The organism is Mycobacterium conspicuum, from assembly GCF_010730195.1.
GTDB lineage: Bacteria > Actinomycetota > Actinomycetes > Mycobacteriales > Mycobacteriaceae > Mycobacterium > Mycobacterium conspicuum.
This window is the reverse complement of the sequence record NZ_AP022613.1, coordinates 1,889,469-1,905,159: the sequence shown is the minus strand read 5'-3', so window position 1 is coordinate 1,905,159 and position 15,691 is coordinate 1,889,469. Positions and strand designations below refer to the sequence as shown.

The window sequence follows — 15,691 nt, the reverse complement described above, 5'->3', positions numbered from 1 at the left end:
ATTGGGCCGCAACCGAATTTGCGTGGAAATTAGCGCACCGTCGGAGTTAACGGCTTCAACCGTCTAGCCAGATCTCGTCAGGTACAGCACCGCTAGCCCAATTGGCGGGGTGCGCTACGGCCGCGGCACCAACAGCACGACTCACTGCTCGAAGTGCCAGCTCAATTCGCTCGGCGCTGATGCTCAGACCGCGCACAATGGGGTGCTGGTTGCCGTCGCGGCTGACTTCTGCGGCGACCCGTTCGGCAGTGGGGCTGCCCCAACGAAAACCGGTTCCCGGGCTGTATACCTTGTCGGCGGCAAGCAGATGCAAGCCCCTGGCAGGGCTGCATCCGGCAAGGTCATCGAGTATGCCGTTCTTCGTCGCCTCGGCTTGCAGTCGCGCGGTCTGATCGAGGCTGGCAGTCGCATCGCGTCGCCTATTCGCCGCGGTGTATTTTGCGAGAGCCGCGTCGAACTGACTACGGCCCATCAGTTCTGAAGCGAGCCGCAGGATTTCGAACAGCTGCCATGCGTCGTCGAGGGCATCGGAGCCCAGATGCAATGCTTCGACCACCGTGGGACTGACCGCCTGATAATTCTGGGCCGGAGTGAGTTTGATCGCCGAGGGGTTGGGCGCCAGCATCCGGGGCAACGGTACGGGGCCCGCGATGTCGATTGGCTCCCCATACAAGGCCAACAACTTGGCCACGCGCCCGTAGTTCTCCGCGCAGACAGCGGCGACGCCGGCGGCGTAGAACAGCATCGACGCCGCGACCAATGGCAGATTGATAAGCCATGCACTGCCGCCGCGCCGAGTAACCCTCGCGAGTCGCTGCAGGTCCGGCATCCACCAGCTGTCGGTGTCGGGGTCGCCCCAGAATGCCAAGACGGCGACGACGGCGACCGGTATCCCGGTGGCTTCAACGACCCGGTCGGAAAGCGTTTGGGCGTGGTCTCGGTCGTAGTTGTTGTAGTCACCAAGAGCGAACTCGGGCAGCCCACGCAGCCGGCCGAGCTGCTCAGTCACCGTACCGTGCACCGAAATATCGGGCGATTGTTGGCTCAACTGGCGTCTGATGTCGTTGGCCGGGTCGCCGGTTGTCGTGCTGACAACCTGATTGCGTTGCAAAAAGTCCCAGAGCCCGGCGACGCCGTCAACGTGGAGGTGAGTATTGACCTGACCGATGTGGAAAGCGGCGACACCCCTATCCGTCGCGCTGATTTCAACCTGCCCGGACTGGGGGTCTTGCTCGCCCGGTTGTCCTTGCGTCTGCGTCACTGCGTCTTTGGCTTCGGGTTGTCGGGTCCGCCACCGAAGTTGACGCTTCCGATCTCCCAGGCCGCCACCGATTGGTTGTCGGCGTTGATGGAGACGTTCGTGCCGTTGCCGGTCGCGGACTGTTGCGCCACCCCGGCGTCCTGCTGAGCCACCGCCTCGGATCGCGATGCAGGTTCATCGCCGCCGCGATCGTGTTGGACAACGTAGCCCCACACCCCGGCCCCGGCGAAGCCCAGGGCGCCGAGTACCAGCACGATCCACCACCACCCGGGCTTGCCGGCGGTCAGGAAGTTGATCGCAAACGTCACGGTGACGGTGGAGACTGCGGCCAGCACCGCGGGTGGCCAATACCGCGATACCACCGCCCGCACCGACATCTGCATCACCTTCCATTTATGCCTTCGCCAGACCAACCCGCCAGCCTACGCGATTGGTACGACACAAGAGACGCTCGCCGAACTGCTGCGCGCGGTCCCACCCACATAGGTTCAGGTGGCGAATTTCGCCATTGCAAGGCGCCGTCTGGATCAGGGTTGGTAGGTGTCGGCGTCCTGGGTGCCGAAGTCATCGATCACCTGCAATGTGCCTTGGACAGCCACTGCGATCAGCACCGTCGCGACCACCAAGGCCACGACCAGTCCGCCGAGCCACGGGAACTTGCGCGAATCATTCATGCTCGTCACAGCTTTCGGCCTGCCTCCACGGCGAGAGCGCATCTCGAATCATCATTACCAGGCTGTCCCGCTGGCGCGGGTGGAGCTTGAGCGCACTCTGCAGTTCGTTGCTCAGTCGAGGCTGCTCAGCCAGGCAGGCGATGGCGCTGTCCCAGCTGGGACCCCAGCGCCGAGTCGCGCGCACCCGCGCGCTGTCGCCAGATGCATGGTCTGGGATGGCTGCGGTCGCCTGTATCAACCATTCGATCCCTTCGTTGTTCCCCCTCGGCGAGGCGGCATACAACATCCCCGCCAGAGGTCCAACCGCTGCCGCGGCCCAAAACTCCCTACCCGCCTTCGCCGACGTGACCAGCAACGCCTCCGCGTATTCGACCGCTTCGGCCGGCGAGGTCACCCACGAGCACGGATCGTCATTAGGAGTTTGGCATATCATCTTGTCCTCCTTGGGAATTGGAAAGCCGCTGCAACAGAGTTACTGACTGTGCGAGGAGGGTGCTCGCCGGCGGCCTCATTGGCGAGCTCATCCTGCGGCCGCCGGCCGCACGCGGCGGCGGGTCAGTTCCCAGTGGGAGCCGCGGCCGGGCCGGCCTGCGACGCGGCGTACGACGCCGCGCCGCGCCAGGATCGCCAGCGCGCGATAAACCTCCTCGGCCAACGCAGGCCGCCCGCGGCGCCGGCAGTACTCGGTGACGGCCAGGTGGGCTTGGGTGGCCGACATCGGTTCACTCGCGCCGGTCAGCACCTCAAGAAGTTGGTCGCGTAGCTGCTCGGCGTTCACTGGGTGATCGCTTCGGCGGCGCGGCGGTGACGGGCTACCACCCAGTCCCACAGGTTGCGCGGCTGCTCGACGGCGGGCTGGTCAGCCTGCAGCAGGGTTTTGACCGCGTGGTCGTATTTGGCTACGAAGTCCTGCCAGTCGGGTAGCTCGGTGGTGATGCCGGCCGTTCCGCGGCGCAGCAGCCGGGCCTGCCCGAGGTTCTGCGGGAGCAGCCTCCGGTAGTCGAGGCTGGGACCTAAATGGGAGGACAGCGTCTTAGCGCCGCTGGCCTGGTCGAAGCTTTCTTGGCGGCGGGTGGTTTCGCGTGACCACTGTTCGCCGCGCTGCAGCATCTCCATTTCGGCGGCTCCGTACATGATCAGCGCGGCCGGGAAGGTGTCGCGCAGTTCGCGGGCGTATGTGCTGCCATAGACGGTGTCGAACTGGCTGGAGGCCTGCACCGACAGCAGCAGGTTGACACCCAGGCCGCGGCCTTCTGAGACGTGCCGGCGCAGTGCCGGCATCGGGGCGACGTTGGCGGCCTCGTCGATTACCAGCAGCAGCCGGTGCAGCATTTCCTTGCGGGCTGTCTTGCCGCGCCAGCTGCGCACCAGGTGTTCGAGCAAGGTGACGGCGGCCCCGGCGATCGATCCTTCGGCGGGGGCGAGGATGAACAGCGTCGCATCGGGTTCTGACAGAAACGACGCATCGAAGCAGGGATCGTTGATGCCGCGCAGCGCCAATCGCATCCACGGGGTGACCGCCTTGCGCATGGTCAACGCGATGCTGTCGCGCTGGCGGGGGTCCATGGCCAGGGTGCGCATCAGCGCGTTGCGAAACAGCGGCTGGCTGGACACGTGCCGCGCGGCGCTGTGCCAGCCCGGTGCGTCGGGGTCCTTGTCGTCTTTTGCCAAGTTGTCCACGGCCAGCAGCACCCATTTGATGCCTTTGCCGTTCCCGCAGGGGGAAGCCGCGTACAGCATTGCCGCCAGCGGGGCCTCGGTGTTGGCTTCCCAAATTCCGGCATCGGACACCTGATCGATGCCCGAGCCCAGTCCGACAGCCGACATTTGCATCATGGTGTTGGCCGCGGTCACCGCTTGATCGGGCGTGCTGATCAGCGCGGTGGGATCAAACGAGCGGACCTGCGCATCTGCTGGGTACACCGGCGAGTAGTCCGGCCGCAGGTCGATCACTTGCTTTGGGCCCCAACGGCGTTGGCACACGAGCCACATCAGATCGTCTTTGGACGATACGCATACCGTGGGCCCTCCCCACAACACCGTCGCCGGGGCTAACACGGCGCGCGTCTTACCAGTTTCGGTGGGGGCGGACACCAGCAGGTGGCAGGCGCCGTCAGCCAGCGATAGCTTGTTGGTCGAGCCGTCGCGGCTAAACCCGCAGTACGGCGAGGACGGGGGACGATACATCGCTAGAACCTTCTGGATGGGATCGGATCGCCGGGTGGGTCGTCGCGGCGCGTGGGAAACACCCCCGGGCCGGTGAGGTCATCGGGTTGCAGGAAGCCGAAATCGACGTCGTCGACCTCTTCGGGTGGGCGCATCGGCCACCAGTCGCGGGCCCCGTCAACGGCCAGCCAGCCTTCCGTGATGCCGTAGATGCCGGCGGTGAGCAGCGCGGCCGGGATTTGGGCCACCAGCCACGGCACCGCTGCCGCTGACACCAGGGAATCGCCGGGCTCATACAGCAGCGGCAGCGGCAGACCGACCACCGCCGCTGCCCACATGAACGCTGCGATCGGGTACGCGCGCAGTTCGCCGGGGATTAGCTGGGCCATGCGGACGGACATGGCTTTGCCCGCCGGCCACCCCAGCGGCGCCAGCGCTGCCGCCGTCATAAGAATGACCCAGTCAAACATTGCGTACGGCGTTTTGATTGGCCGCGCATACCAGGGATTAATAACGTCGTCGTCGGCGGGATCGACCCGCGCTCCGGTGCGTTCGGTGTCGCGGTCTCTTATTTGGCGCGCGAGAATTTCTGCACGCCTTTTCTGGAATATGAAAGTGCGTTGATTGCGGGCGATCCACTTGCGGCGGATCTCGTCGAACCGATCAGCAGGCGCTGGCATCAGCAGCATCCCCCACGGCTCGTACAGGCTCAGTGTAAAAGTCGTCGAGACGTTGCGCGACGTCCAGCAGAAAGGTCTTCAACTCGCTCGCGCAGCGCGATACCCCGGTGCATTCGGCGCCGCGCCGCGCCGCGTCGATCGCAGCTGTGCATAGGCTGAGCTGCTCTGATATCCGCACGGCAGGACTTTCGCCGGCCAGCACCCGCTGCGCAGAACCTTCTTGCCAGCCCAACGCGACATCGAGACGCGCGAGCGTTTTGAGCGCGAGCCCACCATCGCGCTCGGCGGCCTTATACAGCGTCGACGGGGCTGGGCCGCCCGCGGCTGCTAGGTCTCCGCGGGTCCAGCGCAACTGCGCCAGGCGGTCCTCGACGAAAAATAGCAGCCGCCTTACTCCGTCTGCCGGTAATGCGTTCACACAAAAGACGGTAACAACCGATCTAGTTATTTCGCTACGGCCGTGGAATATCTGTTATTCCACCCCTTAGGCTGACCCCAAGGGATAAGGAGGCCAGCGGATGCGTGTTGTTATCGGCGCTGTGTTCACCGCCATCATGGGATGCGTTTTCACCCTGATGACGGCAGCGATCTTCGTGATCCAACACTTGTTTGCCAGCCTTATGCTGGCCAGCCTGGCCGCCGCAGCCCTGGTTGCCACCGTGCGTCGACGCCAGACCCGGCGGTCACAGCCTGGCTTGGGATATCCCGCCGCCATGACGGGCCCGCAGCTGCCGCCGGTGAGCCGGTCGGCCGCACCAGAGATGTCTTCAGCGGTCTCGCGTCGCCGCTGCTTGCCAAGCCTGCCGCCCGGGCGGTGCCTGCCATGAGCAATCCCCCGATCGACCACGAGCGCGATTGCGTGATCGCGATCACCCAAGCGTTCCTCGCCGACGTCGACCGCGACGGCCTGGGTGCCGTTCGGGTCGACTCCTGCGCTGAGATCGACCCCCCCGCTGAGATTGACCCTTCCGCCGAGGTCGGCGATGCGCACGACGCACCGATCAGCCATGGTGCCGCGCGGCCCGAGGACACCATCGACGTCGGCGGCCGTGCCGCCGCGGGTCCCGTCCATCTGGGTGCGTGTCGGCCCACCGATGACCCACCCATTGATCTCGACGGCCCCAGCGACTCCGGTGAGCAGCCCAGCACTCAGGGCGCCGACACGAGTGATCCCAACACCAGCGGGCAGCACGACAGCACCGAAACCCCGCTGCCAGGTAGCGATCTCGTCGACCAGCTCACCTCCACCAGCGGAACCGACGATGCCGCAGATAGCCCTGCGGAATCCAAGCGGACCCCCCGCTACAACAAGAACATCGCTGTTGGGTTCGCGGCCGCCACCGTGGTGGCCACCCTGATTGCCAGCGGTGCTCTGCTGGCCATGCGCGGCGACCCGCACACCAGCGAGCCATCCCAACCTGCGGCGGCCAACACCCGGCTCAGTGTTCTTGCCGCACCATCAAGCGCCACCCCGGCGCCCGACAACCAGGACTTGACCATCCCCTACACCGCCACGTCGGTGGGATGCCTACCAGGCTCGACCGCCGCGCAATCCGTCGCCGGGCCCGACTCCACCCAGGCCTGGGTGTGTGTCACCGGCGGCAACGTCGGCCAATATCTCGTGCTCAATCTCGGCCGCAGCATGGTCGTCACTGCCGTGTCGATCACCCCGGGCTGGGTCGGCGCCGACGCGTCGGGCGCCGACCAATGGCACCAGCACCGCGTGCTCACCCGTGTGCAATGGAGCTTCAACGACAGCCCGCCCACCGTGGTGCCCCAAGAGACCGCCAGCGTGCACGGCGAAGCTGCTAAACCCATGCCGACCCGTGGCGTGCTGGCCTCGCGCATCATCATGCTCGTCCAAGAGACCGGGCGCGCACCCGCCGACATCACCCCGACCACCAGCCCGGCCCCCGGCGGTGGAGGTGGGCTCATCGGCGAGGTCCTGGGCCCACCGGCAGCACCCGCGGATCCGGCGCCGATCAGCAGCATCCCCGCGCTGCCCGGGCTGCCCGCCGACTCAACCCACACCGACCCCGCCGACAACACGTTTGCGGTGTCGTCGATCAAAATCTTCGGCCACCCACCCCAGTGAAGGTTTCCACCAACCATGCTCACCAACACCTGGCGCAAGCGCCTCGACGGCACCCACCGCGCGGTTCGCCGCGGCGCACTCATCGTCGGCCTCGCCTCGTGCAGTGTCGTGGCCATCGCCACCATCTGGGGGTGGATCTTCAACGAGCCCATCGACGTGGCCGGCCCAGCGCGCAGCGCTGTCAACCGTACCGCCCTGGTCGGCTCCTATGCCCAAGACTGTGTGACTCGGTGGCTTACCGCCACCGCAGCCCATCAGCAGGTACTGCACGACTGCTGGTCGCTGCGCGACCCGATCCGGCTGCCCACCACGCCCGCGCTCATCGTCACCTCCCCGGCTGTCTCGGCGGTCACCCTGGTCGGCGACACCGGTGGCGCCCAGCAGTGGAGCGTGGTCATCAGCGTCTCCGAGCGGGCATTTGAGGCCGCCACCCCCCGCACCGCCTACTACCGGCTGCCCGTCGTCTACAGCACCTACGGACTGCGGGCCAGCGCGCTACCGGCCCGGGTCAACGGGCCCGGCGCCGGCGCGGACGCGCCGCTGGGCTACTCCACCGCCGTCGCGGACACCTCACCCGCTTTCGCCACCGTCAGCGGATTCATCACCAGCTTTTTGACCGGCGCCGACGGCCTGGAACGCTACGTCACCACCAGCTCCGGGCTGCTGCCCGCCGCCGACTACCGCTCCGCCCAAGTCATCAAGCTCGTCGCCAACCACGCCGCCGGGGATCACGACGTCCCCGCTGAGGGCGCCACCGTGCACGTGTTGGCCACCGTCAACGCCGTCACCAGCCAATACGCCCCGCTGCAACTGGACTACCCGATCGTGTTGACCGTCACCAGCGGCCGCTGGAGCGTCTCAGGGCTGGACTATGCGCCCCTGCTCGCCGAGGGCGCCGAACTGACCCCCGTCATTCCTACCGCCGCCGCGCCGCGCTAGAGCAGCCAGGAGCCATCCAACATGAGTCTTACGCACCTTCCCTCAGCGATCCTGACCGCCACACTGCTGCTGCGGTTGGCACGGCTCGTGCGCTATCGCTACTACCTGCGCGCGCTCATCCGAACCGGCCTACTGAGCGCCGCCGTCGCCGCGGGCGCGCTACTGCTGGCCGCGTCCGGCCACGCCATCAACGCCGGCCCCATCCTGGGAGCCCTCCCGCTGTCATTGCACTAATCACGAAAGGAAACCTGACATGAATATCGCCTCGGCCCCAACGGTTTTGGCCGCCACCGACCTGGTTTCAGGCAGCCACTCCCTCTACACCATCGGCGTGGGGGTGCTGGTCGTGCTCATCCTGCTTGGCGGCGGGGCACGCGCGGCCGGCGCCTTCTTCGGCGGGCGCATCGGGGCCACCGTGGCCTGGGCCCTGACCGCGGTCATCGTCGCCGTCGTCGTCGGCTCCGGCTACGCCATCTACACCTCGACCAAACGCACCGTCGACCGCACCGGCATCACCACCGGCCAATTCGGCCAGTAACCCACCCGCGGCCCCGACACTTCACCCCGCGACCGTCACCCGATTCGCGGTCACAACGCCCGAGGAAAAGAACCCATGACCGAGTCAGCGCAGCTGTTCAAAGGTGTGCACGACACCCCCGTCTACACCGACATCCTGTTCAAAAAGCCGCTACGACTGGGGGTGGCGATCAGCCTCTACGGGGGCACGGCCTTGACCGTGGCGCTCACCATCCTCGCCCTGGACTCCGGGCACGCCCGCGCCATCTTGATCTACGGCCTGACCCTCACCGGCGCCGCCGCCGGCGGCGCAGCACTGATCCCCCGCCAGCGGCCCACCCTGCGCTTCCGCATTGCCAGCGCATGCCGCGCCCTGCGCCCCACCCTGGCCAGCAGCGCCAGCAACCCGCTGCTGGCGCCACCGCACACCGTCATCGGCAACCTGAGTTTCACCGCCCACGGCGTCTACGCCCACTATCTGATCAGCGGATTGCCCTACTACCTGCAATCCACCAAACGCCGCATCGGCGTGGCCGACCGCCACCAAGCCCTGGCCCGCGAAATCCCGGCCGGCACATGGGTCTTCGGGCTGTCCGTGCCCCAAAACCAACGCCAACTGCTGCGCGCCATGCTCGATGGCCACCGCGACAAACACCGCTGGATCAACGCCTGCCGGCAGATGGCGCCCGTCATCACCGCACAAACACCCCGCACCCGCATCTACTGGCTAGCCATGCCCGTCGACGCCGGCCGGGCAGGGCACAGCCCCGCGGGCCAAGTCGCCAAATTGCGCGACTGGGTGATCGGCCGCGACAAAGACTGCGACGACTCCGTGGCCGCCTACCAGCGACTGGCCCACAACATCATCACCGCCATCCCCGAAGAATTCGGCCCCCAACCAGTCAGCGCAGACATGATGGACTGGTTCTGGCGCCACAACGCCTGGCGCGGAGTGTTCAACAACCCCCTGCCCCGCCGCGCCACCACCGGCCAGCTCGACACCACCGCGCTGCCGGTCGCTGTCTTCGACGACGGCGACCAGCTCCACCACGGCGGGCGCACCCTGCCGCTGCGCCTCGTCGCCACCGCACTGGCGGGCGCGGCCGCCGCGGCCGGCGTCTTCGTCGGGCCCCTGCTCGCCGCCCCACCCGCCGCCCTGGGCGCGGTCGCGCTGCTGGCCTGGACCGCCGGCATCCGGCGCATCCCGTCCTGGAACGCAACCCTGCGGGTATCCAGCCCCGACGGCAGCTATCCCGACAGCTACCAAGCCATCCTGCCCATCGTCGACATGCCCAAGGCCGGCATCGTGTTTCCCGGCTCAGAATTCCTGCAAGCCCTCGACGACCTCGACACCGGCGCCACCTTCGACTTCGCCGTCAACCTCGTCACCTTAAGCCGCGAAATGGAATTCGTGCGCAACGACCGTGCCAAAGGCAACATCGACGACCAGTTCACCCAGCGCCGCGACGTGCGCAACGGCGACGCCGAACTCATCGCCACCTGGCGCCAACTCGCCGAATACAACCGCCAACTCGAAGCCAACATCGACGAACGTCCCCTGCACGCCGCCTTCGTCATCGCCGTCGGTGCCCCCGACCCGCGCACCCTGGACTACAGCGTCAAACGCCTGCGCGAAGAACTCACCCAATCGGGCCAAATCGCCATCCGCCACTACCGCGGCGCCCAGACCAAACTGTGGGCGGCCTTCAACCCCGCCGCGCCAACCCATAAAACCACCGTCGACCAGTTCGCCCAACCCACCACCACCAAAAAATGGTCACGGTTTGTGCCGTTCACCTCCTCCATGGTCGGCAACAGCACCGGAATCTTGTTGGGATTCAACCGAAACAACGCACTCAACAGCGCAGTGCTGCTCGACCTGCCCGCCGCCGCCCGCCGCAACCACAGCCCGTGTCTGGTGTGCAGCGGCGCCCTAGGATACGGCAAATCCTATTCCGCCAAACGCATCACCCGAGCCGAAATCGAGCGCGGCACACAAGCATTCATCGTCGACCCCGGCATCGAATGGCAAAAAGCCCTCTGCGACGTCGACAACAAAGCCATCATCGACATGGCGGGCAACCACTTCAGCTGCGACCCGCTGCGCACCTTCCCGCCCCACCACGCCGGCAGCTACTGGCTGGACTACATGATTCCCATGATGAGCCTAGACCCGCGCAGCGTGGCGGTGAGCCGCCTGCGCACCATCTTGCAAGCCGATGCCCGCCAACGGCTCGGCATCACCAGCACCGCCGCTCTCATCACCTACATCAGCCACATCCAAGCCCCCGCGACCGGCCCCGACACCCGCTCACCGCAAGTCGCAAAACTCGCCGACGACCTCGCCCCCATCGGCGCCGCCCTGCAATCGTGGGCCACCTACGACTTCACCCAAGCCATCTTCGACGCCACCCTGCCCGTGCCCGACCTGGCCAGCCTCGACGTCACAATCTGGCTCACCGGCAGCCTCGATCTGCCCACCGCCGATGAAATGAACACCCCCCACCTCTACGAACGACTCTCCGACCGCAAACGCGCCTCAGTGGCCATCTACAGCATGCTCGTGCGACTGGCCAGAGTGACGTTCTTCGCCGACAGCGCCCGCTTCGGGCTCATCGTCCTCGAAGAAGCCGGCGCCCTGCTCAACTCCCGCGCCGGCGCCGACGACGCACACCTGATCAGCCGCCGCGCTCGCAAGCACTACACGGGGTTGCTGATCATCACGCAAAACCCGGTCAAAGACCTAGCCCTCACGGGCGATGAATTCATTACCCAGCAGTTGATCATGCCGTTTGAAAACGAAGACCTCGCACGCCAAGTCGCCGCTAAAGTCGGCATCCGCCTCGAGGACTACCCCGACATCGAAGAGTTCTTCCTCGCTCAGCCCTCACCCGAGGAAATGCGCGACCCCACCGCATTCGACGACCTCGACACCGGCGCCGGCGCCCACCGAGGCGCCCGGCAAGGCTACGGATTCTTCATCGACGAGTTCCGCCGCAAATCACCCATCTGGGTGGCCACCGAACCCGACACCGCCGTGCACCACGCCTACGACACCACCCCCGGACGGGCGGCATGACCACCGCCCCAACCACGTTCGGCCAACGCGCCGCCGAATACCTCGGCTACCAAATGGCCACCCGGCCCCGCCTCCGGCGCCTGACCGCCTTCTGGGTGATCACCCACACCCTGGGCGCGGCCGCGATCGGCGCCGCCCCACCCGCGGCCGCCTCCACCCTGGCAGGCGCGCTCAACTGGACCGGCGTCACCGACAGCCACGGCGTCCCGGTGGGCAACTACTACCTGTCAGTGGTCAACACCAGCGAAGCCATCACCAAAGCAGGCCCGGGCCTAAGCTTCGACCCCTCAAGCTGGGCCCGGTGGCTGGCCAACGCGCTGACCGTCGGACTGACCCACGAAAGCATCGTCGAAATGCTGCAAGCCCAAGCCGCCATCTACATCTTCATGATCGCCATGTCGCTCTGGCTGTTGCGGTTCGCCATGTCCAACACCTGGCTGTTGTGGCTGGCCACCTGGTTTCGCCCCGTGTTCGAGACAATTCGGGTCATCCTGGCCGACCTGTGGGTCTTTCCCATCTGCCTCATGCTGGGTCTGGCAGTGGGCGCATTCCATATCCTGTGGCATGGCCGCAAAGGCTTCGGATCGGGAATCATGGTGTCCACCGTGGCCATCGGCGTGCTGGGCATCGTGCTCACCCACGACCCGCTGTCCGACCTCTGCAGCGAAAACGGGCTGCTGACCCAAGGACGCAACCTAGGTTTCAGCGTCTCCCAAGCGGCGTTCAACAACGGCTCCATCACCATCGGCGGCGGCCAAGCCCAGCTTCAACACCTCACCGGCCTCATCGCCGACACCACCTTGCGAATGCCGTTGCAGCTGATGAACTTCGGCACCACCGTCGATGACATCGGAAACTGCGGAAACGCCTACACCGCGGCCATGCTCACCCCCCACGACGGCAGCGACCTCGCCGGCCCGGCCCACGCCATGGCCTCCTGCGGAGCACCACAAGCCCTGTCCTTCGCCCAGCACGTCAGCGGCGCCAACCTCGCACTCGGCAGCTGCTACGGCCTACTCGGGGCGATCTTCGCCTTCTTCGTCTGCTACGTCACCTACAGCTACGTCATGGTGTGCTGCGCGGCCTTCATCAACGCCCTGCTGTCCATCGTGGCCGCCGCGCCCGCCATGATCCACGGACACCCGCGCCGGCGTGCCGGCCGGCGCATCAAAATGTTCTTCAAACACGCCGCCCTGGTCTTCGCCTACACCACCTACATCTCCATCGCGGCGATGATCGTGCTGAAAATGGGTGCCCGCAGCGGCTACGCCGATCAAGTCGGCATGACCCACCCGCTGGCCCGGCTGTTCATGATCGCCATCATTTCCGTCGTCGCCATCGGCGTGTTCTGGTGGCTCAAACGCGAACTCGGCGATCACACCCGCCAGGACTTCACCCACTCGATTAGCGAACTCGGCCGCCGAGGCCGCGAAGGCTACCAACGCGGACAAGACGCCTACGACCGCGCACGAGACCTCAACTCGCGCGCACCATGGGCCAACAACCCCGACCCCGACCAATCCGATACCCCCGACCAGCCCCTCACCGGCCCCCCCGTCAACGGCCGCCCACCCGGCGGGCGGCCACCCTCACCCGGAAGCCCGCGCCACCACACCCCGGGCCCCCCACCTAGTCCGCCCCCCGCCACCGGTGCGACCGCAGCCAGTGACAGCGCACCGGTTGCCGGCGCGGGCACCGCTGACGGGGCAATGGTGGCCGGAGAAGCCGCGACCGCCGTCGTCGCACCCGAAGCGGTGGCCGGCGCCGCTGTCGCCAGCCAGGTCACCCAGCGCCTGCACCGCGACCGCAGCCGCGGCGCCCGCGCGGACAGCGGCCAGCCCGCCCCGCCCAGCTCCTCACCCCAAGGCGGGGCCGCGGTACCGAACGTCGCCCAACCGGCCCCAGCACCAGCGACGGGCCGAGCCGGCACCACACGCCGCACCCCCACCCAGCGCGCCACCTCCGGACCCGCATCGGATCGTCAACCTCCCGACGCGCGCCCTCAACCCGACCGAGACCGCACCCCACTCGCCGACACGAAACTCCCGTGAAAGGCCGCTAAAACAATGGGGCCGACGCCGCACGGATCGCCGCGCTCGCCCGCGACATCGACAGGGCACCCAGAAACAACCGCACGGCAGCCGTTGTCTGGGACATAGCGGCCGAGCTGTGCCAACGGGCGGCCGACGTGATCGACAACATGGGGGCCGCCACCGATGCTGGTGCCCGGCGCAGACTGCTCGCCGGGACCAAACATCTCAATCGCACGGCGGCGCTTGGCCAGTGGATACCCGCCTACCAGCAACAGCTGGACAATGAGCTACTCCAAGCGCTTCGAGATCCCGAACCCGGCCCCCACGACTCGTCGGGCAGCAGGGATCAACTTATAACTCGAATGGTTTGGGTTGTTTTGTGATTTCGCGACGGTTATGCGGGGACGCGTAGTGGTCGGCGGCCTTCGCGGCGGAGCTCGCCGTCGATGTCGGTAGGTGCCGTATCGGTCGCCGCCCGTACGGGAATCCCCTTGCGGGCTTACTAAACAATCAGTTTCGTTCGAGTTACTAAGGCGACCCTGGTGCGTCCGCCAGGCTTGCGCCGCCAGGCTTGCCTAGTGCCGCCAGGCCGCCAGGCTCGGCGGTGAGGAGTTTCGTTACTGGTATCAAGCACTCGATGGCAAAGATCATTCTGCGCGATCACCGCGTGTGTGTGCCGCTCCGCTGCCAAAGCACTTGGACACTCGCGATTTCGCTTCTTTCGAACATGTCGGACCGCGAAGCAATCATGATGCAGCTGCCTGCTGCCTCTGTAGCGGAACCGGGCTGATGCCAAGCAGATCGCGAAAACCACCGGCTGTACTGAGATGCCGCACGAGGTGCTCAACGTAGCCGGGGCTGTAGGTGTAATCGCCATGCGGCTCGTCATAGCGGCAGTACTGCTCTTTCGTCCGCTCGGGGTGCACGCTCCCGACCGATGGCCGTACTGATTCAACTTTCCAGGCTTTAATGAAATGGCCCATTGTGAACTTGAACGGAATTTGCGCTGCAACCGCTTTTACGACTTGATTGGGTTTCAGCCAGCCGCGGTTGCTGACGTCACGCTGCTGTTCGCGGACGATCACCAGACCGGTGTCCCTGAGCGCGGTTTTCTGCTCCTCCGTCATGTCGGCCGCCCGCACGAACCGGATCGGCAGGCCCGATGCCGGATTCTTGACCAGTTCCAGAAACACGCGCAGGCGCAGGTCATACTTGTCATCGTCCCGTACTTCATCGGGCAGGGCCTCGGCGCACCGGACGATGAACCGGTTCAGCTCGTTCGGCAGCTTCGCGTGCAGCCGTTCGAGCGCTTGCTGGCCCTCCGTCGTGAAGGAGCCGATGAAGATTGGGAAACGCAGTTTGGTCGCTAGTGAGAACCGGACCCCAAACTGCAAGGTCAGATGCTCCTCGAAATTGAGCAGCAGGGCCTGCGACTTCCCGCCGACCGCCAGTGCCAGCTCCTGCTGGAACCGCGTGTACCGGTGCTCGATCTTGTTCCGCAGCGCGATGAAGAATTCGATGTTCGCCCGCACGGGGGTCTGATCTGGCCACCGTTCAGCGACGCACTTGGCCAGTTCCCACAGCTTCGGTTCTCCGTCGACCCGCTCCAGCCGACGCGGGTTGTCCTTTTGGCGGTAGCGGCAATCGATGCGATCCCGCTTGAACTCTGCATGCAACAGGTAGAGCCACGCCAGGTGCATGTGGACGACGAAGCCCTCGAACGAGCGGGGCTCTGATGGGTCGTTGTACAGGCGAACGGCGAGGCAAGCTTCAGCACAAGCAGCATCAGCGGACGCCTTCCAACGGGCGGGGCGCGGCACGGTAGATCACTCCTTTCGGCAGGTCAGCCTACCGCCCGACGCCGCTAACCCCTGGATGTCGCGCGCTTCGATTTTCGGCGTGTCGGCCGCAACATCCGACAGTTTGTCGCTAGCCGCGAGACAATGTAGGGCTGCGCTGTTACGGCGTGGCTGACATCACTGGGTGTCCGTGCGGTGATGGCCATCGGCATGGCGTGCGCCCCTACCGGGAGCCGGTCGGTCTCGGCGCACCTAGCCCGTCCTCTGATTGGGGAAGTCGGAGGACGGCCGGGCAAACCAAGCAAGGGCGAGGAAGGAGGTTATACGGATGGCGAAGTCAAGCAGCCGCAAGGTCACGAGTCCGAAGGTCGCCAAGGAAGCATCAGGCCTCTTACGCGACGGCCGGACATCGACAAAGACAAAGTCTGTCGCCGCAAGCGCATTAGCGC

Annotated in this window: 15 protein-coding genes; 6 read left to right on the top strand and 9 right to left on the bottom strand. The window is 66.1% G+C overall.

Annotated elements, in window-relative coordinates; all coding sequences use genetic code 11:
• Positions 1 to 55 precede the first annotated feature (55 nt).
• The 8 genes from G6N66_RS09280 to G6N66_RS09245 form a co-directional block, all read right to left on the bottom strand.
• A complete protein-coding gene (locus tag G6N66_RS09280; protein ID WP_085231684.1) occupies positions 56 to 1,261 on the bottom strand; it encodes a hypothetical protein in 1,206 nt (401 codons plus the stop codon).
• Positions 1,258 to 1,638, bottom strand: a complete 381-nt coding sequence (locus tag G6N66_RS09275) for a hypothetical protein (RefSeq protein WP_139825081.1) — start codon at positions 1,636 to 1,638, stop codon at positions 1,258 to 1,260. The genes G6N66_RS09280 and G6N66_RS09275 overlap by 4 nt, the downstream gene beginning before the upstream one ends.
• 150 nt (positions 1,639 to 1,788) lie before the next feature.
• On the bottom strand, positions 1,789 to 1,935 hold the full coding sequence (locus G6N66_RS09270) for a hypothetical protein (protein WP_160040373.1): 147 nt from the start codon (positions 1,933 to 1,935) through the stop codon (positions 1,789 to 1,791).
• Positions 1,928 to 2,368 carry a hypothetical protein gene (locus tag G6N66_RS09265; protein WP_085231686.1) on the bottom strand — a complete coding sequence of 147 codons (441 nt, stop codon included), beginning with the start codon at positions 2,366 to 2,368 and terminating at the stop codon, positions 1,928 to 1,930. The genes G6N66_RS09270 and G6N66_RS09265 overlap by 8 nt, the downstream gene beginning before the upstream one ends.
• Positions 2,369 to 2,455: 87 nt before the next feature.
• Positions 2,456 to 2,713 (bottom strand): helix-turn-helix domain-containing protein, encoded by a 258-nt coding sequence (locus tag G6N66_RS09260; protein WP_085231687.1) that lies wholly within the window; start codon positions 2,711 to 2,713, stop codon positions 2,456 to 2,458.
• Positions 2,710 to 4,122 carry a type IV secretory system conjugative DNA transfer family protein gene (locus G6N66_RS09255; RefSeq protein ID WP_085231688.1) on the bottom strand — a complete coding sequence of 471 codons (1,413 nt, stop codon included), beginning with the start codon at positions 4,120 to 4,122 and terminating at the stop codon, positions 2,710 to 2,712. Before G6N66_RS09255 ends, G6N66_RS09260 begins: the two co-directional genes overlap by 4 nt.
• A 2-nt stretch (positions 4,123 to 4,124) precedes the next feature.
• Complete coding sequence (locus tag G6N66_RS09250) at positions 4,125 to 4,781, bottom strand: hypothetical protein (protein ID WP_232079248.1); 657 nt, start codon at positions 4,779 to 4,781, stop codon at positions 4,125 to 4,127.
• Entirely contained in the window at positions 4,765 to 5,199 is a 435-nt protein-coding gene (locus G6N66_RS09245) for a hypothetical protein (RefSeq protein ID WP_083067104.1), read from the bottom strand. Before G6N66_RS09245 ends, G6N66_RS09250 begins: the two co-directional genes overlap by 17 nt.
• Before the next feature lie 405 nt (positions 5,200 to 5,604).
• Here G6N66_RS09245 and G6N66_RS09240 point away from each other — a divergent pair, with 405 nt between their 5' ends.
• From G6N66_RS09240 to G6N66_RS09215, 6 genes are all read left to right on the top strand, one after another.
• Positions 5,605 to 6,876 (top strand): hypothetical protein, encoded by a 1,272-nt coding sequence (locus G6N66_RS09240; protein WP_085231691.1) that lies wholly within the window; start codon positions 5,605 to 5,607, stop codon positions 6,874 to 6,876.
• 15 nt (positions 6,877 to 6,891) lie between these two features.
• Positions 6,892 to 7,815, top strand: a complete 924-nt coding sequence (locus G6N66_RS09235; RefSeq protein WP_085231692.1) for a conjugal transfer protein — start codon at positions 6,892 to 6,894, stop codon at positions 7,813 to 7,815.
• A gap of 21 nt (positions 7,816 to 7,836) precedes the next feature.
• Positions 7,837 to 8,049: a hypothetical protein gene (locus G6N66_RS09230; protein WP_083067100.1), complete on the top strand. Its 213-nt coding sequence runs from the start codon at positions 7,837 to 7,839 to the stop codon at positions 8,047 to 8,049.
• Positions 8,050 to 8,068: 19 nt separating this feature from the next.
• Positions 8,069 to 8,353 (top strand): glycosyl transferase family 39, encoded by a 285-nt coding sequence (locus tag G6N66_RS09225; protein WP_066911629.1) that lies wholly within the window; start codon positions 8,069 to 8,071, stop codon positions 8,351 to 8,353.
• Between the two features lie 75 nt (positions 8,354 to 8,428).
• Positions 8,429 to 11,410, top strand: coding sequence for an ATP-binding protein (locus G6N66_RS09220; protein ID WP_085231693.1), 2,982 nt, complete (start codon positions 8,429 to 8,431; stop codon positions 11,408 to 11,410).
• A complete protein-coding gene (locus G6N66_RS09215) occupies positions 11,407 to 13,461 on the top strand; it encodes a hypothetical protein (RefSeq protein ID WP_163645801.1) in 2,055 nt (684 codons plus the stop codon). The genes G6N66_RS09220 and G6N66_RS09215 overlap by 4 nt, the downstream gene beginning before the upstream one ends.
• A 728-nt stretch (positions 13,462 to 14,189) precedes the next feature.
• Here G6N66_RS09215 and G6N66_RS09210 read toward each other — a convergent pair.
• The gene (locus G6N66_RS09210; RefSeq protein ID WP_139825223.1) at positions 14,190 to 15,263 is read right to left on the bottom strand and encodes a DUF3644 domain-containing protein; all 1,074 of its coding nucleotides are present in this window, start codon (positions 15,261 to 15,263) and stop codon (positions 14,190 to 14,192) included.
• Between the last annotated feature and the right edge of the window lie 428 nt (positions 15,264 to 15,691).